At 62.5% G+C, this 22,831-nt stretch carries 22 protein-coding genes and 1 tRNA gene; 15 read left to right on the forward strand and 8 right to left on the reverse strand.

What is annotated here, in order from left to right:
• Positions 1-85: 85 nt before the first annotated feature.
• The 3 genes from AC6I6U_RS01590 to AC6I6U_RS01600 are packed head-to-tail and all read left to right on the forward strand — an operon-like array spanning position 86 to position 3,516.
• Positions 86-1,381 (forward strand): murein hydrolase activator EnvC family protein, encoded by a 1,296-nt coding sequence (locus tag AC6I6U_RS01590; RefSeq protein ID WP_497880341.1) that lies wholly within the window; start codon positions 86-88, stop codon positions 1,379-1,381.
• Positions 1,382-1,412: 31 nt separating this feature from the next.
• A complete protein-coding gene (locus AC6I6U_RS01595; RefSeq protein WP_497880342.1) occupies positions 1,413-2,735 on the forward strand; it encodes a S41 family peptidase in 1,323 nt (440 codons plus the stop codon).
• A gap of 1 nt (position 2,736) precedes the next feature.
• Positions 2,737-3,516 carry a divergent polysaccharide deacetylase family protein gene (locus AC6I6U_RS01600; protein WP_497880343.1) on the forward strand — a complete coding sequence of 260 codons (780 nt, stop codon included), beginning with the start codon at positions 2,737-2,739 and terminating at the stop codon, positions 3,514-3,516.
• 300 nt (positions 3,517-3,816) lie between these two features.
• Here the strand turns inward: AC6I6U_RS01600 and AC6I6U_RS01605 are convergent, their stop codons facing one another.
• From AC6I6U_RS01605 to AC6I6U_RS01635, 7 genes are all read right to left on the reverse strand, one after another.
• On the reverse strand, positions 3,817-4,572 hold the full coding sequence (locus AC6I6U_RS01605) for a substrate-binding periplasmic protein (RefSeq protein ID WP_497880344.1): 756 nt from the start codon (positions 4,570-4,572) through the stop codon (positions 3,817-3,819).
• Positions 4,573-4,643: 71 nt separating this feature from the next.
• The gene (gene hisF / locus AC6I6U_RS01610; RefSeq protein ID WP_497880345.1) at positions 4,644-5,414 is read right to left on the reverse strand and encodes an imidazole glycerol phosphate synthase subunit HisF; all 771 of its coding nucleotides are present in this window, start codon (positions 5,412-5,414) and stop codon (positions 4,644-4,646) included.
• A 9-nt stretch (positions 5,415-5,423) separates the two neighbouring features.
• Positions 5,424-6,161 carry a 1-(5-phosphoribosyl)-5-[(5-phosphoribosylamino)methylideneamino]imidazole-4-carboxamide isomerase gene (hisA, locus tag AC6I6U_RS01615; protein ID WP_497880346.1) on the reverse strand — a complete coding sequence of 246 codons (738 nt, stop codon included), beginning with the start codon at positions 6,159-6,161 and terminating at the stop codon, positions 5,424-5,426.
• A 41-nt stretch (positions 6,162-6,202) separates the two neighbouring features.
• The gene (locus tag AC6I6U_RS01620; protein ID WP_497880347.1) at positions 6,203-6,463 is read right to left on the reverse strand and encodes a DUF2164 domain-containing protein; all 261 of its coding nucleotides are present in this window, start codon (positions 6,461-6,463) and stop codon (positions 6,203-6,205) included.
• A complete protein-coding gene (gene hisH, locus AC6I6U_RS01625; RefSeq protein WP_497880348.1) occupies positions 6,463-7,101 on the reverse strand; it encodes an imidazole glycerol phosphate synthase subunit HisH in 639 nt (212 codons plus the stop codon). Before hisH ends, AC6I6U_RS01620 begins: the two co-directional genes overlap by 1 nt.
• The gene (hisB, locus tag AC6I6U_RS01630) at positions 7,101-7,694 is read right to left on the reverse strand and encodes an imidazoleglycerol-phosphate dehydratase HisB (protein ID WP_010453482.1); all 594 of its coding nucleotides are present in this window, start codon (positions 7,692-7,694) and stop codon (positions 7,101-7,103) included. Before hisB ends, hisH begins: the two co-directional genes overlap by 1 nt.
• Positions 7,695-7,848: 154 nt before the next feature.
• Positions 7,849-9,510 (reverse strand): OFA family MFS transporter, encoded by a 1,662-nt coding sequence (locus tag AC6I6U_RS01635; RefSeq protein WP_497880349.1) that lies wholly within the window; start codon positions 9,508-9,510, stop codon positions 7,849-7,851.
• A 383-nt stretch (positions 9,511-9,893) separates the two neighbouring features.
• Here AC6I6U_RS01635 and AC6I6U_RS01640 point away from each other — a divergent pair, with 383 nt between their 5' ends.
• From AC6I6U_RS01640 to AC6I6U_RS01670, 7 genes are all read left to right on the forward strand, one after another.
• Complete coding sequence (locus AC6I6U_RS01640; protein ID WP_497880350.1) at positions 9,894-12,116, forward strand: AsmA family protein; 2,223 nt, start codon at positions 9,894-9,896, stop codon at positions 12,114-12,116.
• Complete coding sequence (gene mutY, locus AC6I6U_RS01645) at positions 12,113-13,180, forward strand: A/G-specific adenine glycosylase (protein ID WP_497880351.1); 1,068 nt, start codon at positions 12,113-12,115, stop codon at positions 13,178-13,180. The genes AC6I6U_RS01640 and mutY overlap by 4 nt, the downstream gene beginning before the upstream one ends.
• Positions 13,177-13,449: an oxidative damage protection protein gene (locus AC6I6U_RS01650; RefSeq protein WP_497880352.1), complete on the forward strand. Its 273-nt coding sequence runs from the start codon at positions 13,177-13,179 to the stop codon at positions 13,447-13,449. Before mutY ends, AC6I6U_RS01650 begins: the two co-directional genes overlap by 4 nt.
• 103 nt (positions 13,450-13,552) lie before the next feature.
• Positions 13,553-13,628, forward strand: a tRNA-Phe gene (locus AC6I6U_RS01655).
• Between the two features lie 153 nt (positions 13,629-13,781).
• Entirely contained in the window at positions 13,782-14,741 is a 960-nt protein-coding gene (locus AC6I6U_RS01660; RefSeq protein ID WP_497880353.1) for an alpha/beta hydrolase family protein, read from the forward strand.
• 104 nt (positions 14,742-14,845) lie between these two features.
• On the forward strand, positions 14,846-15,904 hold the full coding sequence (locus AC6I6U_RS01665) for a PDDEXK nuclease domain-containing protein (protein ID WP_497880354.1): 1,059 nt from the start codon (positions 14,846-14,848) through the stop codon (positions 15,902-15,904).
• Positions 15,905-15,993: 89 nt separating this feature from the next.
• Complete coding sequence (locus tag AC6I6U_RS01670) at positions 15,994-16,401, forward strand: hypothetical protein (protein WP_497880355.1); 408 nt, start codon at positions 15,994-15,996, stop codon at positions 16,399-16,401.
• An 89-nt stretch (positions 16,402-16,490) separates the two neighbouring features.
• On the opposite strand, the gene gabP is transcribed toward AC6I6U_RS01670, so the two are convergent.
• A complete protein-coding gene (gabP, locus tag AC6I6U_RS01675; protein ID WP_497880356.1) occupies positions 16,491-17,882 on the reverse strand; it encodes a GABA permease in 1,392 nt (463 codons plus the stop codon).
• A gap of 533 nt (positions 17,883-18,415) precedes the next feature.
• On the opposite strand from gabP, the gene AC6I6U_RS01680 reads away from it, so the two are divergent.
• From AC6I6U_RS01680 to AC6I6U_RS01700, 5 genes are all read left to right on the forward strand, one after another.
• The gene (locus AC6I6U_RS01680) at positions 18,416-19,189 is read left to right on the forward strand and encodes an ABC transporter ATP-binding protein (RefSeq protein WP_497880357.1); all 774 of its coding nucleotides are present in this window, start codon (positions 18,416-18,418) and stop codon (positions 19,187-19,189) included.
• Positions 19,190-19,202: 13 nt separating this feature from the next.
• Positions 19,203-19,958 (forward strand): ABC transporter substrate-binding protein, encoded by a 756-nt coding sequence (locus AC6I6U_RS01685; RefSeq protein ID WP_497880358.1) that lies wholly within the window; start codon positions 19,203-19,205, stop codon positions 19,956-19,958.
• 81 nt (positions 19,959-20,039) lie between these two features.
• Positions 20,040-20,732: an ABC transporter permease gene (locus AC6I6U_RS01690; protein ID WP_497880359.1), complete on the forward strand. Its 693-nt coding sequence runs from the start codon at positions 20,040-20,042 to the stop codon at positions 20,730-20,732.
• On the forward strand, positions 20,733-21,422 hold the full coding sequence (locus AC6I6U_RS01695) for an ABC transporter permease (RefSeq protein WP_497880360.1): 690 nt from the start codon (positions 20,733-20,735) through the stop codon (positions 21,420-21,422).
• A gap of 87 nt (positions 21,423-21,509) precedes the next feature.
• Positions 21,510-22,721, forward strand: a complete 1,212-nt coding sequence (locus AC6I6U_RS01700) for a methyltransferase (RefSeq protein ID WP_497880361.1) — start codon at positions 21,510-21,512, stop codon at positions 22,719-22,721.
• Positions 22,722-22,831: the final 110 nt, after the last annotated feature.

Consider the following 22,831-nt stretch of genomic DNA (forward strand, 5'->3'; position numbering starts at 1 on the left):
CCTGAAAGCAACCGCTTTTGGACGTTTTTTTTACAACGTATGGCGGGCATACTAGGCCGTCTCGTATTCAGGTGCTGCCCGCCCCATGCTTCGCGCCCTTATCGCTCTAGCCCTGACCTGCCTGCTCCAACCGGCCTTCGCCGACGAGCGCGCGCAAACCCAGCAACAGTTGGAGTCCACGCGCCAGGACATCGCCGAACTGAAGAAGCTCCTGGGCAAGCTGCAGGAGGAAAAATCCGGCGTGCAGAAAGACCTGCGCGGCACCGAAACCGAAATGGGCAAGCTGGAGAAGCAGGTCGACGCCCTGCAAAAAGAGCTGAAAAAGAGCGAGAGCGAGCTGCAGCGGCTCGATGGAGAGAAAAAAAAACTCCAGAGCGCGCGCACTGAACAGCAACGACTGATCGCCATCCAGGCCCGCGCCGCCTACCAGAGCGGCCGCCAGGAATACCTCAAGCTGCTGCTCAACCAGCAGAATCCGGAAAAATTCGCCCGCACCCTCACCTATTACGACTACCTGAGCAAGGCCCGCCTGGAACAGTTGAAGAACTTCAACGAAACCCTGCGCCAACTGGCCAATGTCGAGAAGGACATCAACCTGCAGCAGGCCCAGTTGCTGGTGCAGAAAAGCGATCTCGACAGCCAGCGCGACGAACTCGACAAGGTTCGCAAGGAGCGCCAGGCCGCCCTGGCCAAGCTTAACCAGGACGTGAAGGACCGCGACCAGAAGCTCGCCGCCCGCGAACAGGATCAGGCCGACCTGTCGAAAGTCCTGAAAACCATCGAGGAAACCCTGGCTCGCCAGGCCCGCGAGGCAGAGGAGGCGCGTCAGAAAGCGCTGCTCGCCCAGCAGGAAGCCGAAAAAAAGCGCCAGCGTGAGGCCCAGGAGCTGGCCGACCGCGGTGACGACAGCCCGCGAAAGCCGCCTCGCTCCACTCCCGGCCCACTGGTTTCCAGCGCAGGGGAATCATTCGGCGGCCCTTTTGCCGCAGCGCGCGGAAAACTTCCATGGCCAGTTGATGGTCGATTGCTGGCGCGCTTCGGAGAAACCCGTGGTGACGATGTGCGCAGCAAGTGGGACGGCGTGATGATTGGCGCCGCCGCCGGCAGCCAGGTGCATGCCGTGCATGGTGGCCGCGTGGTATTCGCCGACTGGCTGCGCGGTGCCGGTCTGCTGGTGATCCTCGATCACGGCAACGGCTACCTGAGCTTGTATGGCCACAACCAGACCCTGCTTAAATCGGCGGGGGATGTGGTAAAAGCCGGTGAGTCGATCTCTACTGTAGGCAACAGTGGCGGTCAGGACGCCCCAGCGTTGTATTTCGCTATACGTCAGCAGGGTCACCCGAGTGATCCGGCACAATGGTGTCGCGCGCAAGGATAGGCGCCGTACCTTATTTAGGAGTTCGTTCGACATGCTGCATTTGTCCCGCCTCACCTCGCTGGCCCTGACGATCGCCCTCGTGATCGGCGCGCCCCACGCGTTCGCTGCGCAACCTGCCCAGCCCGCCCCGGCAGCCGCTCCTGCCGTGACTGCCAAGGCTCCGCTGCCGCTCGACGAGCTGCGCACCTTCGCCGAGGTCATGGACCGGATCAAGGCCGCCTATGTCGAGCCGGTGGATGACAAGACCCTGCTGGAGAACGCCATCAAGGGCATGCTCAGCAACCTTGACCCGCACTCCGCCTACCTGGGTCCGGAAGATTTCGCCCAGTTGCAGGAAGACACCAGCGGCGAGTTCGGTGGCCTGGGCATCGAAGTCGGCATGGAAGACAACTTCGTCAAGGTAGTGTCGCCGATCGACGACACCCCGGCGTCCAAGGCCGGCATCGAGGCGGGTGACCTGATCGTCAAGATCAACGGCCAGCCGACCCGTGGCCAGACCATGACCGAAGCCGTCGACAAGATGCGCGGCAAGGTCGGCCAGAAGATCACCCTGACCCTGGTGCGCAACGGCGGCACGCCGTTCGACGTGACCCTGACCCGGGCGATCATCCGCACCAAGAGCGTGCGCAGCCAGATGCTGGAAAACGGCTACGGCTACATCCGCATCACCCAGTTCCAGGTCAAGACCGGCGAAGAAGTCTCCAAGGCCCTGGCCGCGCTGCGCAAGGAAAACGGCAACAAGAAGCTCAACGGCATCGTCCTCGACCTGCGCAACAACCCAGGCGGCGTGCTGCAGGCGGCGGTGGAAGTGGTCGACCACTTCATCACCAAGGGCCTGATCGTCTACACCAAGGGCCGGATCGCCAACTCGGAACTGCGCTTCTCGGCCACCGGCCACGACGAAAGCGACGCCTCGCCGCTGGTGGTGCTGATCAACGGTGGCAGCGCCTCGGCTTCGGAAATCGTCGCCGGCGCCCTGCAGGACCAGAAGCGCGGGGTACTGATGGGCACCACCAGCTTCGGCAAGGGCTCGGTGCAGACTGTGCTGCCGCTGAGCAACGACCGCGCGCTGAAGCTCACCACGGCGCTGTACTTCACCCCGGACGGGCGCTCGATCCAGGCCCAGGGCATCATCCCGGACATCGAGGTCCGCCAGGCCAAGGTCACCGGCGCCCAGGACGACGAAACCTTCAAGGAAGCCGACCTGCAGGGTCACCTGGGCAACGGCAATGGCGGCGCGGACAAGCCGAGCGTCAAGGCGACCAAGGGCAAGGCGCGCCTGCAGGACGACGACTACCAGTTGGGCCAGGCGCTGAGCCTGCTCAAGGGCCTGAGCGTCACGCGCGGCAACTGAGATGCTGCGTTGGACCCTGCTGGCCCTGTTCGGCTGCCTGATCGGCGTTGCCCAGGCAACGCCGAGCGAAACACCGGCCCCCGCCAAAGCCTACCTGACACTGATCATCGATGACCTGGGGCAGAACCTGCCCCGGGATCGTCGCGTGCTGGCCCTGCCCGGCCCGATCACCCCGTCGATCATGCCCGACACCCCCCACGCCGCCGAAGTGGCCCGCGAGGCGCACCAGGCCGGCAAGATCGTCATGCTGCACATGCCCATGGACCCGGCTACCGGGCCGTTCGCCTGGCATCCTGACCTGCCCCTGGAAGAGTTGCAGAAACGCCTGGCGGCAGCCTTCCTGGCCGTGCCCTTCACCAGCGGCATCAACAACCATGAAGGCAGCCGCATGACTGCGGAACCGGTGGCCATGGCCTGGCTGATGGGCGAACTGCAACGGCGCAACAAGTTCTTCGTCGACAGCCGCACCAGCGCCAAGACGGTCGCCGCCTCGGAGGCACAGAAGATCGGCCTGGCCAGCGTGTCGCGGGATGTGTTCCTGGACAACGAACGCACGGAGCCGGCGATTACCGCGCAATTGCAGACCGCGATAAGGCTGGCGCACAAGCAGGGCACCGCCGTGGTGATCGGCCATCCGTACCCGCAGACGCTGGCGGTGCTGGAGCGCGAGCTGCCCAGGCTCAAGGAGCAGGGCATCGAGTGGATCGATATCCGTTCGATGATTGCCCTGCGCGGCAACCAGGCCACTGTGGGGCATGGCAGGAACGGGATCTATCGCTGAGAAGCGCCTTGCTGTGCCGAGTCGGGTTGCGGAGTGAGTGAACCTGCAGGGTAAGCGGGCTTGTGTGGTGAGCAGGTTTTTGTGGCGAGCGGGCTTGCCCGCGCTCGGCTGCAAAGCAGCCGCAAATCCAGGCAATCAGACTTGCCTGATGTGTGGAGTCGCCTGGTATTGGGGCCGCTTCACGGCCCAGCGCGGGCAAGCCCGCTCACCACAAAAGCCCGCTCACCACAGAAATCTGCTAACAACACAAACGTGCTCGCCACATGAACCCGCTCGCTACGGCGGTATACCCGCTGGGGTCTACAGGTAACGCGCCATGATCTCGTCGACCTTGCCTTCCTTGCGCAACTGATCCAACGCCGCCTGCAACCGGGCAACTACCGCGTCCGGTACCTCCCTGTTCAGCGCCAGGTACAACTCGGCGCTGTTGAAACGCAGCACGGTCTTGAGCCCGCTGATGCCCTCCTGGCGCGCCAGGAAGCGTCCCGCCGGATCGCCGGTGGCCCACAGGTCGATCTGCCCATCCATCAGCTTGCGGGCATTATCCTGGTCACGCAGCACCAGCACCGGCTCCAGTCCCTGGCGGGCCAGAGTCTGCGCGATGGCGTCGCCCTTGTAGGCGCCAACCTTGTACTTGCGCGCCTGCACCAGGGCCGTCAGCGCGAGCTTGCTGTCGGCCCTGGCAAGCATCACCCAGTCATCCGGGCCGATGGGGCCGACCCATTTGAACAGGGTTTCGCGCTCCGGCAGGCGCGCCATCACGAATACCCCATAACCGGGCTGTTCCAGGGCGAGCTTGTAGATCCGCTCCCAAGGAAAGCGCAGTGTCAGGCTGTAGCGGACATCGGCACGCTTGAAGGTCTCGCGGACGATATCCACGGCGATGCCTTCGATGTTCTCGTCCTGGGCGAAGTTCTTGCCGTTCTTCGCCATGTTGTACGGCGGGAAGTTCTCGGTCAGCAGGACCAGCGAAGTATCGGCGCTGTCCTGCGCGTTGACGGCCCCTGTCAGCAACAGCGAAGTGCTGGCGACGGCCAGTAGAAGACGTTTGAGCATGCTGTACTACCGAAGTCCATGGCATGCCCAAGAGTGGCTTGGGCCTGCCATGCTGTCCAGTGATCCCGTGTTCAGCGGACCACGATACCGCGTTGCGCCATGTAGGCCTTGGCTTCGGGCACGGTGTACTCGCCGAAGTGGAAGATGCTGGCGGCCAGCACGGCACTGGCATGGCCTTCGAGGATACCGTCGGCCAGGTGCTGGAGATTGCCGACGCCGCCAGAGGCGATCACCGGAATGCCCAGGGCATCGCTGATGGCGCGGGTCACGCCGAGGTCGAAGCCGTTTTTCATGCCGTCCTGATCCATGCTGGTGAGCAGGATTTCACCGGCGCCCAGGCCCTCCATCTTCCTCGCCCACTCCACCGCGTCCAGCCCGGTAGGCTTGCGCCCGCCATGGGTAAAGATTTCCCAGCGCGGGGTTTCGCCCGGCTGCGAAACCTTCTTGGCGTCGATGGCGACAACGATGCACTGCGAGCCGAAACGATCAGCTGCTTCACCGACGAACTCGGGGTTGAACACCGCCGCCGTGTTGATCGAGACCTTGTCGGCCCCGGCGTTGAGCAGGTTGCGGATATCCTGAACGGTGCGCACGCCACCGCCAACGGTCAGCGGGATGAACACCTGGCTGGCCATGCGCTCGACGGTATGCAGAGTGGTGTCACGGCCATCGACGCTGGCGGTGATGTCGAGGAAAGTAATCTCGTCCGCGCCCTGCTCGTCGTAGCGACGGGCGATTTCCACCGGGTCACCGGCATCGCGGATGTTCTCGAACTTGACGCCCTTGACCACGCGACCGTTGTCGACGTCCAGGCAAGGGATGATGCGTTTGGCCAGCGCCATGGTCAGTCCTCAGCCAGTGTAGGAATCGCAGAAGGCTTGCGCCTCGGCGACATCCAGGGTGCCTTCGTAGATCGCCCGGCCGGTGATCGCACCGATGATACCCGGCGCCTTGGCGTCCAGCAGGGTCTTGATGTCACCCAGGTTGTGGATACCGCCGGAGGCGATCACCGGGATCTTCGTCGCAGCAGCCAGGGCAGCGGTGAACGGTACGTTGCAACCCTGCATCATGCCGTCCTTGGCGATGTCGGTGTAGACGATCGCGGACACGCCATCGGCCTCGAAACGCTTGGCCAGGTCGATCACCTGTACCGAGCTGACTTCAGCCCAGCCGTCGGTGGCAACGAAGCCATCCTTGGCGTCCAGGCCAACGATCACCTTGCCTGGGAATGCACGGCAGGCTTCGGCCACGAACTCGGGCTGCTTGACGGCCTTGGTGCCGATGATCACGTAGCTCACGCCGGCCTTCACGTAGTGCTCGATGGTTTCCAGCGAGCGGATGCCACCACCGATCTGGATCGGCAGGTGCGGATAGCGCTTGGCGATGGCGGTGACCACCTCGCCATTGACCGGCTGGCCTTCGAAGGCGCCGTTCAGGTCGACCAGATGCAGACGGCGGCAGCCGCCCTCCACCCACTTGGCAGCCATGCTCACCGGGTCATCGGAGAACACCGTGGAATCTTCCATGCGGCCCTGGCGCAGACGTACGCAGGCACCGTCTTTGAGATCGATAGCGGGGATAATCAGCATCTGGAAAACCTTAAAGTCGTTTTTTCAGCTTCACTCGAAAATCAGTTTTTCTCGAGCGCCCACAAGTCGCTTTCGATGCTCTCGAACCTTTCCTTAAGGTGCGTCTGCACATCGAAAATCGCCCTGTTGTAATAATGCGGAGCAATTTCGCGGGTAAACAGCTCAAGGATTTCAGCCGCTTCGAACGAACCCAGGTCCAGTTCGAAACGGTCTTCCATGAACCGCTTGATCTTGTGGCAAGCCTCGCTCTCCTGCTCTGGAGTCAGCGTCATGAGCGGCGGCTTGCCCTTCTTCGCGGCCATTACCAGCGGCCGTCCCAGGCGGCGAAGTTCTGCAGCAACTGCAGGCCATGGGTATGGCTCTTCTCCGGGTGGAACTGCACGGCGAAACGCGAACCCTCGGCCAGCGCTGCGGCGAAGTCGACGCCATAGCGGCCGCTGCCGACCACCTGCCGTGGATTACCGGCGGCGATGTAGTAGCTGTGCACGAAATAGAACCGCGCCAGGTCCGGAATGTTGTGCCACAGGGGGTGGTCCACCGCCTGCCTCACCTCGTTCCAGCCCATGTGCGGGACCTTCAGGTGCGCGCCGTCTTCCTGCAGGTCCTTGCCGAAGAACTTCACCTGACCGGGGAACAGGCCGATGCAGTCGACGCCGTCGTTCTCTTCACTGCGCTCGAGCAAGGCTTGCATGCCCACGCAGATGCCGAGGAACGGACGATCCTGGCTGACCTCACGCACCAGCGAATCGAAGCCCAGGCGACGAATCTCCGCCATGCAGTCGCGAATCGCGCCCACGCCGGGGAACACCACCCGGTCCGCCTCGCGGATCACGGCGGCATCGCTGGTGATCATTACCTTGCCGGCGCCCACGTGCTCGAGGGCCTTGCCCACCGAGTGCAGGTTGCCCATGCCATAGTCGATAACCGCAACTGTCTGCATCAGAGCACGCCCTTGGTGGAAGGCATCTGGCCAGCCATGCGCTCATCCAGCTCGACGGCCATGCGCAGCGCGCGGCCGAAGGCCTTGAAGACCGTCTCGATCTGGTGATGGGTGTTGTGCCCGCGCAGGGTGTCGATATGCAGGGTGACGTTGGCGTGGTTGACGAAGCCCTGGAAGAATTCCTGGAACAGGTCGACGTCGAAACCGCCCACGGTGGCGCGGGTGAACGGCACGTGCATCTGCAGGCCGGGACGGCCGGAGAAATCGATGACCACGCGCGACAGCGCTTCGTCCAGCGGCACGTAGGCATGGCCATAGCGGCGGATGCCCTTCTTGTCGCCGATGGCCTTGCTGAAAGCCTGGCCGAGGGTGATGCCGACGTCTTCCACGGTGTGGTGGTCGTCGATATGCAGGTCGCCCTTGCTTTCGATATCCAGGTCGATCAACCCGTGACGGGCGATCTGGTCGAGCATGTGTTCAAGAAAAGGCACACCGATATCAAATCGGGCCTTTCCGGTGCCATCCAGGTTGATCGAGGCTTTGATCTGGGTTTCCAGAGTGTCGCGCTCGACGGACGCCTTACGTTCGGCCATCACCAGCTCCGCAAAATCATTGGGCGAAAAAGGCAACCATTATAGGCGGGCGGACGGCAAACAGAAACACGGAAGGTGAGTTCCCTGACGGGCTGGAACCAGCGCCGTCAGGGCTATACCTGTCAGGACAACCGCTTAGTGGCCTGTGTGGCCACTAGTGGAACAGCACGGCGGTCTTTTGCAGGGTGACCCAGACACCCCAGGCCAGCGGAATGCCCACCACCAGCCAGGCGGCGATCGCCAGCGGCTTGCTGCCCGGCGCGGCTTTCCATTCCAGCACGGTGCTGCCATCGGCACCCTTGTCATGACCCAGCGCCTGTTCGGCGGCCAACTCGGCATCGGTCATGAAGTACTTGTCGGCCACCGGACGTACCAGCAGGTTGCAGATGAAGCCCAGCACCAGCAGGCCGGCGAGGATGTACAGGGTGATGTCATAGGCAGCCGCGCGCGGCACGCCGATGCTCAACTGGTACTCGCGCAGGTAGTTCACCAGCACCGGACCGAGTACGCCGGCGGCGGCCCAGGCGGTCAGCAGGCGACCGTGGATCGCACCGACCATCTGGGTGCCGAACAGGTCCGCCAGGTAGGCAGGGACCGTAGCGAAACCACCGCCGTACATCGACAGCACGACGCAGAACGCCGCCACGAACAGCGCGACGCTGCCCAGGTGGCCGAGGCTCGGTACCGACGCATAGAGCGCGAAGCCCAGGGCGAAGAACACGAAGTAGGTCGCCTTGCGGCCGATGTAGTCCGAGAACGAGGCCCAGAAGAACCGGCCACCGATGTTGAACAGGCTCAGCAGGCCAGTGAAACCGGCGGCGATCGCGGCGATCTGCGCCAGTTGCGCGGCGTCCAACTGACTGAAGGTCAGGTCGTTGCCCAGCAGCTTGCCGCCGAACACTTCCTGCAGCAGTGGCGAAGCCATGCCGAGGATGCCGATACCGGCGGAAACGTTCAGGCACAGCACCAGCCAGACCAGGCGGAATTGCGGGGTTTTCCAGGCCACGTTCACGTGCACGTGACGGTTGGTGATCATCGCGTTGGTGGTTTTTTTCACCGGCGCGGTCCAGCCTTCAGGCTTCCAGCCGGTTGGCGGCACGCGGTAGGACAATGCGCCGCCGATCATGAAGATGAAGTAGATCACCGCCATGGCGACGAAGCTCTGCCACACGCCGACGCTGGTCGGCGAAGCGAAATGACCCATCAGCGCGGTCGCCAGCGGTGCACCCACCATCGCGCCGCCGCCGAAGCCCATGATCGCCATGCCGGTAGCCATGCCACGCTTGTCCGGGAACCACTTGATCAGGGTCGACACCGGCGAGATGTAGCCCAGGCCCAGGCCGATACCGCCGATCACGCCCGAACCGAGCCACATCAGCCAGATCTGGTGGGTATGAATGCCCAGCGCGGAAATCAGCAGGCCGCCGCACCAGCACAGTGCCGAAACCACACCGGCCTTGCGCGGACCGGCGTGTTCCAGCCAGCCACCCCAGATCGCTGCCGAGCAGCCCAGGAAGATGAAGAACAGGGTGTAGATCCAGCCGAGCATCGAGATCGGCCAGTCGCATTGCGACGAGAACACCTGTTCGAAAAAGCCGATATCCGGCGCACAGGCAACCGGTGCGGTGATACCCAGTGCCTTGGACAGTGGCAGCCAGAACACCGAGAAGCCGTAGGCCATGCCGATGCACAGGTGGATGGCCAGGGCGGCCGGTGGAACCAGCCAGCGGTTGAAACCGGGCTTGGCGATGATGCGCTCCTTGGACAGGAACGCTGGCTCGGCGGCAACGCTGCCCGCCGTGGTGCTAGTGCTCATTGGTGTTTCCCCCATTGGAATTGTGATTCGCCGGACACACCTCACTCCCAACCTTCGTGCACGCAGGCAGGGTCGTTTTATTGAAATGAAGCTCCGAAACGCGACAATAGGCCGCAGAAAGACAGGCGAACGGCGAGAGATTACCACTTGCTCGTTACAGATAAAGCAAACTGATATCGTCTTTTGTAATCAAACTGCACCGCAGCCCCATTTAACTGCCGGCGCAAGCTGGGCACCGCCCCCGCCGGAGACGGCTTGCTGGCGATTGCGCACTCCCCGGCAGGCCGATTCACAATCGCCAACAACCAAGCGCCAACCGACCGTCCTCGTAGCGTTATACTCGCGAGCTGACTTCAAATTCGATTCAACACAAGGATTCGCCCATGAAAGCGTTCGGCAAAATCCTGGGCCTGGTACTTCTCGGACTGTTGCTGATCATCGTGGCGTTGGGCTTTGCGCTCACCCACTGGTTCGATCCCAACGACTACAAGGACGAGATTCGCCAGATTGCCCGCGACAAGGCCCACATCGAGCTGACCCTCAATGGCGACATCGGCTGGAGCCTGTTCCCGTGGCTGGGCCTGGAGCTGCATGACGCCAGCGTGGCGACCCTGAGCAACCCGACCAAGCCGTTTGCCGACCTGCAGATGCTCGGTCTCTCGGTACGTGTCCTGCCGCTGCTGCGCCGCCAGGTACAGATGAGCGATGTGCGCGTCGAAGGCCTGAACCTGATGCTCAACCGCGACAAGGACGGCCACGGCAACTGGGAAGACATCGGCCGGCCACTGACCACAGCCACGACAGCGGGAACCCCGGAGCAGCCTGCCGGTACACCACAGGGCAGCGGTACTGCCGAGACGGAAAAACCCTCGCAGCCCCTGCGCCTGGACATCGACAGCCTGACGGTGAACAACGCCAGGGTCGAATTCAACGATGAAAAGACCGGCCGCCAGATCACCTCGGAAAGCATCCAGCTGAGTACCGGCCCGGTTCACGAAGGCAAGGAAATCGCGGTCAAGCTGACCGCCTTCTTCGGCACCAACCAGCCAGTATTGCGGGCCAGGACCGAACTGGCCGGCAACCTGCGTTTCGATCGCGCCCTCAAGCGCTACCAGTTCGAGGACATGCGCCTGAGCGGCGAAGCATCGGGCGACCCGTTGCAGGGCAAGAGCCTGACGTTTTCGATGCAGGGACAGTTGCTGGTGGACATGGCGGCCAACATTGCCGAATGGACCAGCCTCAAGCTGTCGGCCAACCAACTGCGGGCCATTGGCGAACTCAAGGCGCGTGATCTCGACAAGACCGCGCAGCTCACCGGCGGCCTGTCGATCGCCCAGTTCGACCTGATGAAGTTCCTCGACAGCATTGGCCAGCCGCTGCCGCCGGTAGCCGATGGCAGCCTGAGCAAGGTCGAACTGGTCACCCGCCTGAGCGGCACGCCAACCAGCCTGGCGCTGGACAACATCAACCTGAAACTCGACGACAGCAACTTCAGCGGCCGTATCGCCATCGAGGACTTCGCCAAACAGTCACTGCGTGTACAGCTCAAGGGCGACAAGTTCGACGCTGATCGCTACCTGCCACCGAAATCGGCCGATGCCGACAGCGCCTCGAAAGTGCGCCAGGCCGAGGTCATGAGCAGCGAGGCCAACGCCGTCGCCGGCACCACGCCGCTGCCGGACGCACCGACCAAGGGCGCCTGGAGCAACGACCGGCTGCTGCCGATTGAGCGTCTGCGCAGCCTCGACGTGGACGCCGACCTGAACTTCGACCAGTTGATCCTGAAGAAACTGCCGATCGACAACGCAGCCCTCAAGGCCACCGGCCAAGGCGGCCTGCTGACCCTCGGCAGCCTGCGCGGCGAGCTCTACAACGGCAGTTTCGAGAGCAAGGGCAGCCTTGATGTGCGCAACGAGCAGCCACGCCTGAGCCTGCAAACCCGACTGAACAAGGTGCCGGTCGAGCGCGTGTTGCAGGCCCAGGGCCAGAAGCCGCCGGTGAAGGGCGCAGTCACCCTCGACAGCAACCTGAGCGGTACCGGCAACAGCGAAAAGGCGCTGATCGACAGCCTCAACGGCACCGCCAGCTTCGTCCTCAACAACGGCGTGCTGCTCAACGCCAACCTGGAACAGCAGCTTTGCACCGGGATCGCCCTGCTCAACCGCAAGACCCTGAGCAGCGAGCAACGCGGCAAGGACACGCCTTTCCAGGAACTCAAGGGCAGCCTGGTCATCCGCAACGGCGTCGCTAGCAACCCCGACCTGAAGGTGCGCATTCCCGGCCTGAGCGTCAACGGCAACGGCGATATCGACCTGCGCGTGCTGGGCATGGACTACCGCGTCGGCATCATCGTCGAGGGCGACAAGAGCGACATGCCGGACCCGGCCTGCCAGGTTGGTGAACACTTCGCCGATATCGAATGGCCGCTGCGCTGCCGTGGTCCGCTGGAACTGGGCGCCAAGGCCTGCCGTATCGACAAGGATGGCCTCGGCCAGGTGGCCGCACGTGCGGCTGGCAACAAACTGAGCGAAAAGATCGATGAGAAGCTCGGCGACAAGGTCAGCCCGGAACTGAAGAACGCACTCAAGGGGCTGTTCAAACGATGAGAGCCGAGCAGTTTTCAACGGCGGTGCTGGACTGGTACGACCGCCACGGCCGTCACGACCTGCCCTGGCAACAGGGCATCAACCCGTATCGGGTATGGGTTTCGGAAATCATGCTGCAGCAGACCCAGGTCAGCACGGTGCTGAACTACTTCGACCGGTTCATGGCCTCGCTGCCGACCGTCGAGGCCCTGGCTGCCGCCCCGGAAGACGAAGTGCTGCACCTGTGGACCGGCCTGGGCTACTACACCCGGGCACGCAACCTGCAGAAGACCGCGAAGATCGTCGTTGCCGAGCATGGCGGCGAATTCCCGCGGGATGTCGAAAAGCTTACCGAGCTGCCGGGCATCGGCCGCTCCACCGCCGGCGCCATCGCCAGCATCAGCATGGGCATCCGCGCGCCGATCCTCGACGGCAACGTCAAGCGCGTGCTGGCCCGCTACACCGCCCAGGAAGGTTATCCGGGCGAACCCAAGGTGGCGAAACAACTGTGGGCCAACGCCGAGCTGTTCACACCCAAGACGCGGGTCAACCACTACACCCAGGCGATGATGGACCTTGGTGCGACCCTGTGCACCCGCAGCAGGCCCAGTTGCCTGTTGTGCCCGCTGGAAAGCGGCTGCGAAGCCCACAAGTACGGCCTGGAAACCCGCTACCCGATTCCCAAGCCGCGCAAGAGCGTGCCCCAGAAGCGCACGCTGATGCCGCTGCTGGCCAACCGCGAAGGCGCCATCCTGCTTTACCGCAGGCCGTCCAGCGGCCTCTGGGGCGGCTTGTGGAGCCTGCCGGAGCTGGATGACCTCGATGATCTGCCGCACCTGGCCCTGCAGCACTCGCTGGAGCTGCGCCAGCAGCAGGAACTGCCGAGCCTGGTCCACACCTTCAGCCACTTCCAGTTGGCTATCGAGCCCTGGCTGGTACGGGTCGAGGAGTCCGCCCATCACGTGGCCGAGGCCGACTGGCTCTGGTATAACCTCGCCACCCCGCCGCGCCTGGGGCTTGCCGCCCCGGTGAAAAAGCTGCTCAAGCGCGCCGCCGACGTTTTGAATGCAGGAGAGTCGTCATGACCCGCACCGTAATGTGCCGCAAGTACCAAAAAGAACTGCCAGGCCTGGATCGCCCACCGTATCCGGGCGCCAAGGGCCAGGACATCTTCGACCACGTTTCCCAGCAAGCCTGGGGTGACTGGCTGAAGCACCAGACCCTGCTGATCAACGAGAAGCGCCTGAACATGATGAATGGCGAAGACCGCAAATACATCCAGGGCGAGATGGACAAGTTCTTTTCCGGCGAGGAATACGCCAAGGCCGAAGGCTACGTTCCACCGGCCGAATGATCCCGTGTTTTCGAGGCTTGAGTCGTAAGCGCCGGTAATAATTAAAATTTTTTTGAAATCTTGCTTGACGCATCCTCGAAAAACGCTTTTAATGCGCCCCGTTGCCCAGATAGCTCAGTCGGTAGAGCAGGGGATTGAAAATCCCCGTGTCGGCGGTTCGATTCCGTCTCTGGGCACCACTAATTGATTCAGGTGGTGTCAAAGCCAACTGAAAATAAAAACCCGCCTAGTGCGGGTTTTTTATTGCCTGGAATTTGCTAGCGTCGGCTTCTGACAAAAGCGCTGACGAAACCTGTCCACGGGTTTCCCGGCCAACGCCAGGAAACTGCCTGATGACAACCCCCGAATGTCCCGCGACCCTTCTGACCGCCGACAGCATCGCCAGCCCCTTCATCGAACGTGCAGCCGACGGCTACGCCCTAGGCGGCTACCAATGGCGCCACGGCGAATTCCAGACCGCTCGCCCGATGGTAATCATCAATACCGCCACCTCACTGCGCTGCCGCTATTACTCGCGCTTTGCCGACTACCTGTTCGCCAATGGTTTCGACGTGATCACCTACGACTACCGCGGCATCGGCGAATCGCGTCCGACTTCGATGCGCGGACTCAAGGCTTCCTGGACCGACTGGGGCATGCTGGACTTCGAAGCCATGTTGCAACGGGCCCGTCGCGAGTTCCCCGGCCAACCAATCGACGTGATCGCCCACAGCTTTGGCGGCTGTGCCGCAGGACTGGCCAGCTCAGGACAACTGATCCGCCACCTGGTGACGGTCGGCGCGCAGTTCGCCTACTGGCGCGACTATGCCCCCGCAGCGCGCTGGAAGATGTTCGCCAAGTGGCACCTGCTGATGCCGCTCCTGACCGGCCTGTACGGCTACTTCCCCGGCAAACGCCTCGGCTGGCTGGAAGACACGCCCGCTGGCGTGGTGGCGGACTGGAGCACCCCGACCGGACGCTACGAGAGGCGCCCCAGCGCACGCAGGCACGATTCCCTGCCCTTCCCCAGGGTCAAGGCGAAAATCCTCGCCATAAGCCTCACAGACGACCCCTTCGGCACCATTGCGGCCATAGAGCGCCTACTGAGCTATTTCAGCAGCAGCGAGCGGCATCATCTGCGCATAAAGCCTGAAGACATCGGCGAAACAGAAGTAGGGCATTTCGCATTCTTCCATAGCCGATACCAGGAGAAGCTTTGGCCGATTGCACTGGAATGGCTCAGAAAGGCGGAGCTGGCCGATGGAGTATCCGGACAACTTAATCAGCCCCAAGATGGCCTTCAGGAAAAGTAGATCCCCCCTACAAAACCTGGAGAATCCGGCTTTTCCACCGCAAAACCCGATGAGCCGATTACTGCCATCCTCTTGCGTGCATGCCACTCACACAAGAGACCATCATGACCCCGAGCATCACCACCCGCGATCAGGACACCCGACTTGCCCCGCTACTCGAGAACCTGGGTGATCTGATTCGCCAGGCCAGGCAACGCACCTTGCGTGCCGTGGATACGATCCAGGTACAGACCTGTTGGCAGATTGGCCGACATATCGTTGAGTTCGAGCAGGCCGGAGCGCAACGCGCCGCTTATGGAAAACGCCTACTACCTGCACTTGGCAAGCGCTTGACTGCGCAATTCGGCAAAGGCTTTGACGCATCAAACCTGCGCTACATGCGACTCTTCTACAAGGCCTTCCCAAAGTGTGACGCGCTGCGCCACGAATTGAGCTGGACCCACTACCGCCACCTTCTGCGCGTGGAGGAGGAAACCGCTCGTCATTGGTACATGCACGAAGCGGCCAATCAGAACTGGGCTACCCGCGCCCTGGAGCGACAGATCGGCACCCTATACTACGAGCGCCTGCTCGCCAGCCGCGACAGGGAGCCCATACAACACGAAGCCGCCTCCCACGTCGACACCCATCAAACAAATCCAAGGGAGTTCGTACGCGATCCGGTCCTGCTCGAGTTCCTTGGCTTGCCGAACAGCGGCATCCTGCTGGAAAGCGATCTGGAGCAGGCCCTGATCGACCAACTGCAGGATTTCTTCCTGGAACTGGGCAAGGGCTTTGCCTTCGTTGCCCGCCAACAACGCTTGAGTACTGACAGCAAGGACTTCTATGTCGACCTGGTGTTCTACAACTACCTGCTCAAGTGCTTCGTGATCTTTGACCTCAAGCGTGGCGAACTGAGCCATCAGGACATCGGCCAGATGGATATGTATGTGCGCATGTATGACGACCTCAAGCGTGGCTCGAATGACGGCCCTACGGTCGGCATCATCCTGTGCTCGAAAAAAGACGAGTCACTGGTACGCTATTCGGTGCTCCATGGCCATGAGCAACTATTCGCCAGCAAATACAAGCTGCTGCTGCCAACAGAAGAAGAACTGCGTGCGGAACTGGATCGCGAACGAGCGGTGGCGACTCAAAAGCTGCTGCGCCAGAAGCGCCAGTAATCTTGCCCTCTCGACAAAATGCTCTTTGGCATTCCCCCGGTTCGCAGGGATAATTCGCGCTTGTCCCCTTTTTCAAAGCACCGTAGCCCATGGCATCCCAGAACAAGCAACACAAACGCGCACAACGGGCGAAAACCAAGGCCAAGCAGAACCGCGTCCGTCGCGCCAGCGAGCCGGTCGAGCCGCTGCCGGTGGACGACGATCGGATCGATCTGGAATCGGTCGATCTGACCGACCTGTTCATCCGGATGCGCGACGCAGAAGCCACCAGCCAGCAGGCCATGTGCAGCGTCTTCCTGCAAGACCCGCTACTGGAGTTGGTGGTGGAGCAGGAGGGTGAGGAGGATGCAACGGACTTCATCCTGTCCGCGCTGATCGAGTATCGCCAGTGGTCCACTGAAGGCACCGAAGAGGCCGCACTGGCCTGGATCGAGAGCCCGGCCTTCCAGGCCGACTATATGGCGGCATCACAGGCCCTGCAAAACACTGCAGAGTAAACCTGGGGGCGCTCGAGACAGCGCCAGCAGCCAGCCTGCTAGCGATAGGGCCCTTGCTCACGGCGAGGACCCCATGCAAACAAGAGCGCTTAGTTCAGCACCACACGGCCGGCCTTCTGCAGCCGGCGCCGACGCGAAACCAGCAGCCCCGCCGCCACCACCAGTATGCTCAACAGGCCGGTAGCCAACACTTCCACGCGATGGGCTTCCTGGAACAGCATCACGCTCAACACCGCAACGATGAACACGATCACCGCCCAGGTCAGGCCAGGGAACAGCCACATCTTGAAGTCGATCTTTTCGCCCTTGGCCACGCGCTGACGACGCATGCGCAGTTGCGACACGGCGATCACCAGGTACACCAGCAGCGCGATCGCGCCCGAACTGGCCAGCAGGAACTCGAACACCGCAGCCGGTGCAACGTAGTTGGCGAACACCGCCAGGAACGCCGCCCCGGTCGACAGCATCACCGCCCAGTAAGGCGTGCCGCTGGCGTTGGTGCGCTTGGACATGGCCGGCGCATCACCGCGCTTGCCCAACGAGAACAGCATCCGCGACGCGGTATACAACGCCGAGTTCAGGCAACTGGTCACGGCAACCAGCACCACCAGGTCGACGATCAGCTTGGCATTCGGGATACCCATGCGATCCAGCACGGTCTGGTAGGAACCGACAGCCGCCAGGCTCGGGTCATTCCATGGCACCAGCGACACCACGATGAAGATCGACACCAGGTAGAACAGGCCGATACGCCAGATCACCGAGTTGGTGGCCTTGGTGATCTGCTTGCCCGGATCTTTCGACTCGGCGGCAGCAATGGTCACGATCTCAGTCCCCATGAACGAGAACATCGTGGTCAGAATGGCTGCCAACACCGCCCCCAGACCGTTCGGCATGAAGCCGACGGTATCGACCAGGTGCGACACACCGCTGACCTGGCTGGTCGGCAGCAGACCGAAGATCGCCAGCAGACCCAGCACGACAAAGCCGATGATCGCCACCACCTTGATCAGCGCGAACCAGAACTCGAACTCACCGTAGTTCTTCACACTGAACAGGTTGGTCGCGGTCAACAGCAAGGTAATGACCAGGGTAAAGGCCCAGATCGCCACGTTGGGGAACCAGGCATGCAGGATCGTCGCCGCGGCGTTGGCCTCCAGCGGAATCACCAGCACCCAGAACCACCAGTACAACCAGCCGATGGTGAAACCGGCCCAGTGCCCAATGGCACGGTCGGCGTACGTCGAAAAGGAGCCGGTATCCGGAGAGGCCACGGCCATCTCGGCCAGCATGCGCATCACCAGCACCACCAGCGTACCCGCCGCGGCATAAGCCAGCAGTACTGCCGGACCCGCTGCGGCAATCGCATGCCCGGAACCGACGAACAGCCCGGCACCGATCACACCGGCGATCGACAACATCGTCACATGCCGGGGCTTGAGCCCTTGCTCCAGATTGTTGGAATTATGCGTACTGCTCATTGGAAGATTACCTGTGCAATGAAGAGCTATTCTCTGCGCCTCGCGTTACCGGAAACCTTGTAAAAGGAACCCAACGGGGCGTGTTTTATTTTTTACGCAAATTTTGCGCCAAAATATTACAAGTCTCCGGCTGCCGGGGGCTGGCCACCCGACCGAAGGACAATCGCAAGTCATTGAGATTCATGGCTATTAGCCAGAACGTTACCGAGCCACCCAGATTCAGACCCGCCGGTCGCACCGGAAACAGGCAAAAACAATCCGCACGCCCCATTTAAGGGCGAGGCAATGCCCGTTGAGCCGGTTTACGCTTCCAACCCTGGGCCAAAGGTGGCAACATCGCGCCCTTTTTGACGCGACGGTCAAGGTGAAGACGGATCGAACGGGTGTTCGGTTGTTGATGGGGCGACAGTCTGCTGTGCCGATGCGACAACCTGCCACGGCACCCACCTACCCCGTTCGAACCCTATGCTAGCTTGGCGCTCGCCAGGAAGGCAGCCAACAGCAGGAGCCGCAACGAACAATGAGGAACGCACATGGCTGAGGCCACGCCCGCGCTTGAAATCCGCAACTTGCACAAACGCTATGGTCAGCTGGAGGTACTCAAGGGTATCTCGCTGACCGCCCGTGACGGTGATGTGATCTCGATCCTCGGTTCATCCGGTTCCGGCAAGTCCACGTTCCTGCGCTGCATCAACCTGCTGGAGAACCCGCACCAGGGCCAGATCCTGGTCAACGGCGAGGAACTCAAGCTCAAGGCCGCGAAGAACGGCGAGCTGGTGGCCGCCGACGGCAGGCAGATCAACCGCCTGCGCAGCGAAATCGGTTTCGTATTCCAGAACTTCAACCTCTGGCCCCACATGACCATCCTCGACAACATCATCGAGGCCCCGCGCCGCGTGCTCGGCCAGAGCAAGGCCGAAGCGATCGAGATCGCCGAAGCGCTGCTGGCCAAGGTCGGTATCGCCGACAAGCGCCATGCCTACCCTGCCCAGCTTTCCGGCGGCCAGCAACAACGCGCGGCCATCGCCCGCACGCTGGCCATGCAACCCAAGGTCATCCTGTTCGACGAGCCGACCTCGGCCCTCGACCCCGAGATGGTCCAGGAAGTCCTCAACGTGATTCGCGCCCTGGCCGAAGAAGGCCGTACCATGCTGCTGGTCACCCATGAAATGGGCTTCGCCCGCCAGGTATCCAGTGAAGTGGTATTCCTCCACCAGGGCCTGGTAGAGGAACAGGGCACGCCACAGCAGGTCTTCGAGAACCCGCTGTCGGCGCGCTGCAAACAATTCATGTCCAGCAACCGCTAACGGAGCAACACGAATGCAGACCTACAAGAAAATCCTCCTGGCCGCTGCCGTCTCCATGGCCTTCAGCGCCAGCGCCCTGGCCGAAACCCTGAAAATGGGCATCGAGGCCGCCTACCCGCCGTTCAACAACAAGGACGCCAGTGGTCAGGTCGTAGGCTTCGACAAGGACATCGGCGACGCCCTGTGCGCGAAGATGAAAGTCGAGTGCAGCGTCGTCACGTCCGACTGGGACGGCATCATCCCGGCCCTGCAGACCAAGAAGTTCGACTTCCTGATCTCCTCCATGTCGATCACCGACGAGCGCAAGCAGGCCGTCAACTTCACCGATCCGTACTACTCCAACAAGCTGCAGTTCATCGCCGCCAAGAAAGACGCCGGATTCAAGACCGACAAGGCCTCGCTCAAGGGCAAGATCATCGGCGCACAGCGTTCGACCCTGGCCGGCAGCTGGCTGGAAGACCACCTGGGCAGCGACATCACCATCAAGCTGTATGACACCCAGGAAAACGCCTACCTCGACCTGCAGGCCGGTCGCCTGGACGCCATCCTGGCGGACAAGTACGTCAACTACGAGTGGCTGAAAAGCGACGCCGGCAAGGCCTACGAGTTCAAGGGCGACCCGGTGGAAGAAAGCGACAAGATCGGCATCGCCGTGCGCAAGAAGGACGACGCCCTGCGTGAGCGCCTGAACGCCGCGCTGAAGGAAATCATCGCCGACGGTACCTACAAGAAGATCAACGACAAGTACTTCCCGTTCAGCATCCTCTGACCTGCCCCGATGGCCGGCACCCCGACGGGCCTGTAGAGCCCCGCGGGTGCCGGCCGTCCTCAAGCAAAGCCTGCCTTGCCCATGAATATTGATCTCTTCGGATTCGGCCCGGCGCTCGCCGCCGGCGCGCTGATGACCGTCAAGCTCGCGCTCTGTGCCCTGTGCCTGGGACTGGTGCTCGGGCTGCTCGGTGCATTGGCCAAGACTTCCCCGTACAAGCCACTGCGATGGCTGGGCGGCACCTATTCGACCCTGGTCCGTGGCGTCCCGGAATTGCTCTGGGTGCTGCTGATCTACTATGGCACCGTCAACCTGATGAGTGCCCTGGGCGAATCCTTCGGCAACCCCGACCTGGCCCTCAGCCCGTTCGCCGCCGGCGTCATCGCCCTGGGCCTGTGCTTCGGCGCCTATGCCACGGAAGTGTTCCGCGGGGCGATCCTGGCGATTCCCAAGGGCCATCGTGAAGCCGGTGTCGCACTGGGCATGTCCAAGCTGCGGATCTTCAGCCGGCTGATCCTGCCGCAGATGTGGCGTATCGCCCTGCCGGGGCTGGGCAACCTGTTCATGATCCTGATGAAAGACACCGCGCTGGTCTCGGTCATCAGCCTGGAAGAAATCATGCGCCAGGCACAGAACGCCGTGCAGTTCACCAAGCTGCCCTTCACCTTCTACCTGGTGGCGGCCTTCATGTACCTGGGCCTGACCATCCTCTCGATGATCGGCATGCACTTGCTGGAAAAACGTGCCGCTCGCGGTTTTGTGAGGACCACATAAATGGAATGGGAAGTCATCATCAAATGGCTGCCGAAGTTCTTCCAGGGCGCGGCACTGACCCTCGAACTGCTGGGCATCGCCGTGGTGCTGGGGCTGGCCCTTGCCGTGCCGCTGGGTATCGCCCGCGCCTCCAAGCTCTGGTACGTACGGTCGCTGCCCTATGGCTACATCTTCTTTTTCCGCGGAACACCGCTGCTGGTGCAGCTGTTCCTGGTGTATTACGGCCTGGCACAGTTCGAATCCATCCGTGACAGCTTCATGTGGCCCTACCTGCGCGATCCGTTCTGGTGCGCGGCGGCCACCATGACCCTGCACACCACCGCCTACATCGCCGAAATCCTGCGGGGCGCCATCCAGGCCATCCCGCCGGGTGAAATCGAAGCCGCGCGGGCACTGGGCATGTCGCGACCCAAGGCGCTGTTCTACATCATCCTGCCGCGGGCGGCGCGCATCGGCCTGCCGGCCTACAGCAACGAAGTGATCCTGATGCTCAAGGCCAGCTCGCTGGCGAGTACCGTGACCCTGCTGGAACTGACCGGCATGACCCGGACCATCATCGCGCGCAACTACCTGACAGTGGACATGTTCTTCACTGCCGGGGTGTTCTATCTGGTGATCTCGTTCCTGCTGGTGCAGGCGTTCAAGCTGCTGGAACGCTGGATGCGGGTCGACGCCTGCCAGGGGCGCTGATGCGATTTGGGGCGCAGGGGACTTAAAATCCCCTGCTCCACAAAAAGCCTTGTCGATCTGAGAGACCTGACAACCCGGAACCCCAGCATGCCTCCCATCCTCCAAGGCCACGCCCTCAAGACCCGCTTCCAGGCCCTGGACAGCTTCCTGTCAGCCCACCAGCACCTCTGGCGCCCACGCCCCTTCACTCACCTGCAACTGCCGTGGGAAGCCGCACACCCGGAACTTGCCACCTGGCTCCGCCAGCGCAGCCTCGAAGAAGCCGAAAGCAGCCACAACCGTCCGGAACAGCTTGGCGCCCCCGAGCCGTTCCCGGCCCTGGCCGCCGAATCCGCCGCCCTGGCCAGCGTCGGCAACCTCCCGGACAAATCGCTGCCAGCCGCCAGCCCGCGCCTCAACGTCGACGTACCCGGCCGCAAGTGGCAGCAGATCGAAGCCTTCGCCGCCCGCCTGGATTTCGCCCACAAGCCCGGCCATTGGCTCGATTGGTGCTCCGGCAAGGGCCACCTCGGCCGTCGACTGCTGCAACCCGGCCAGCAACTGACCTGCCTGGAGTACGACCCGGCACTGGTCGCCAGCGGCGCCCAACTGAGCCAGCATCACCACCTGCCCGTCCGTCATGTCCAGCAGGACGTCATGGCCGTCGAAGCCGCCCGGCACCTGAGCGCCGAACACACGCCGGTAGCCCTGCATGCCTGCGGCGATCTGCACGTGCGCCTCATGCAACTCGCCAGCCGCGCAGGCTGTGGACAACTGGCAATCGCCCCGTGCTGCTACAACCGTATCGGCAGCGCGCACTATCAACCGCTGTCCAGCGCCGCCCAAGCCTCCGACCTGCAGCTTTCCCTGGATGATCTCGCCCTGCCCCTGAGCGAAACCGTCACGGCCGGTAACAGGGTGCGTCGTCAGCGCGACCGCTCCATGGCCCGCCGCCTGGCGTTCGACCTGCTGCAACGCCAACTGCGCCAGAATGACGATTACCTGCCAACCCCCTCGCTGCCCAGCGCCTGGCTGGACAAACCCTTCGCCGACTACTGTCGCGACCTGGCGGCGCTCAAAGAGTTATCCACAGTCGGCGAGCAGGATTGGGCGCAACTGGAGGCTGCCGGCTGGCAACGGCTGGCCGCAGTGCGCAACCTGGAACTGCTGCGCGGCCTGTTCCGCCGGCCGTTGGAGCTGTGGCTGGTGCTCGACCGCGCGCTGTACCTGGCAGAACAGGGCTACCGCGTGCGTCTCGGCCAGTTCTGCGAAAGCCCCCTGACCCCGCGCAACCTCCTGCTGCTGGCTGAGCGCGACTAACTGTCACATTGCCATGCGCAGCCTGTGGATAACTCTGTTGATTCTTTTAGCGCCCAACCACGGAAAACAACGCCTGTGGCGTCGACAAGCGGCTGGTCATTTTTTGTTCA

This window comes from Pseudomonas sp. UTLPPB19802 (assembly GCF_059730225.1).

Bases quoted from the DNA above. Each gene is read 5' to 3' on its own strand.
- AC6I6U_RS01620 (WP_497880347.1), bottom strand. From the start codon at position 6,463: ATGGCCGCGAAGAAGGGCAAGCCGCCGCTCATGACGCTGACTCCAGAG.
- AC6I6U_RS01650 (WP_497880352.1), top strand. From the start codon at position 13,177: ATGACCCGCACCGTAATGTGCCGCAAGTACCAAAAAGAACTGCCAGGC.
- AC6I6U_RS01595 (WP_497880342.1), top strand. From the start codon at position 1,413: ATGCTGCATTTGTCCCGCCTCACCTCGCTGGCCCTGACGATCGCCCTC.
- mutY (WP_497880351.1), top strand. From the start codon at position 12,113: ATGAGAGCCGAGCAGTTTTCAACGGCGGTGCTGGACTGGTACGACCGC.
- AC6I6U_RS01690 (WP_497880359.1), top strand. From the start codon at position 20,040: ATGAATATTGATCTCTTCGGATTCGGCCCGGCGCTCGCCGCCGGCGCG.
- hisF (WP_497880345.1), bottom strand. From the start codon at position 5,414: ATGGCGCTGGCCAAACGCATCATCCCTTGCCTGGACGTCGACAACGGT.
- hisH (WP_497880348.1), bottom strand. From the start codon at position 7,101: ATGCAGACAGTTGCGGTTATCGACTATGGCATGGGCAACCTGCACTCG.
- AC6I6U_RS01635 (WP_497880349.1), bottom strand. From the start codon at position 9,510: ATGAGCACTAGCACCACGGCGGGCAGCGTTGCCGCCGAGCCAGCGTTC.
- hisB (WP_010453482.1), bottom strand. From the start codon at position 7,694: ATGGCCGAACGTAAGGCGTCCGTCGAGCGCGACACTCTGGAAACCCAG.
- AC6I6U_RS01680 (WP_497880357.1), top strand. From the start codon at position 18,416: ATGGCTGAGGCCACGCCCGCGCTTGAAATCCGCAACTTGCACAAACGC.
- AC6I6U_RS01660 (WP_497880353.1), top strand. From the start codon at position 13,782: ATGACAACCCCCGAATGTCCCGCGACCCTTCTGACCGCCGACAGCATC.
- hisA (WP_497880346.1), bottom strand. From the start codon at position 6,161: ATGCTGATTATCCCCGCTATCGATCTCAAAGACGGTGCCTGCGTACGT.
- AC6I6U_RS01700 (WP_497880361.1), top strand. From the start codon at position 21,510: ATGCCTCCCATCCTCCAAGGCCACGCCCTCAAGACCCGCTTCCAGGCC.
- AC6I6U_RS01685 (WP_497880358.1), top strand. From the start codon at position 19,203: ATGCAGACCTACAAGAAAATCCTCCTGGCCGCTGCCGTCTCCATGGCC.
- gabP (WP_497880356.1), bottom strand. From the start codon at position 17,882: ATGAGCAGTACGCATAATTCCAACAATCTGGAGCAAGGGCTCAAGCCC.
- AC6I6U_RS01590 (WP_497880341.1), top strand. From the start codon at position 86: ATGCTTCGCGCCCTTATCGCTCTAGCCCTGACCTGCCTGCTCCAACCG.
- AC6I6U_RS01665 (WP_497880354.1), top strand. From the start codon at position 14,846: ATGACCCCGAGCATCACCACCCGCGATCAGGACACCCGACTTGCCCCG.
- AC6I6U_RS01600 (WP_497880343.1), top strand. From the start codon at position 2,737: ATGCTGCGTTGGACCCTGCTGGCCCTGTTCGGCTGCCTGATCGGCGTT.
- AC6I6U_RS01695 (WP_497880360.1), top strand. From the start codon at position 20,733: ATGGAATGGGAAGTCATCATCAAATGGCTGCCGAAGTTCTTCCAGGGC.
- AC6I6U_RS01670 (WP_497880355.1), top strand. From the start codon at position 15,994: ATGGCATCCCAGAACAAGCAACACAAACGCGCACAACGGGCGAAAACC.
- AC6I6U_RS01640 (WP_497880350.1), top strand. From the start codon at position 9,894: ATGAAAGCGTTCGGCAAAATCCTGGGCCTGGTACTTCTCGGACTGTTG.
- AC6I6U_RS01605 (WP_497880344.1), bottom strand. From the start codon at position 4,572: ATGCTCAAACGTCTTCTACTGGCCGTCGCCAGCACTTCGCTGTTGCTG.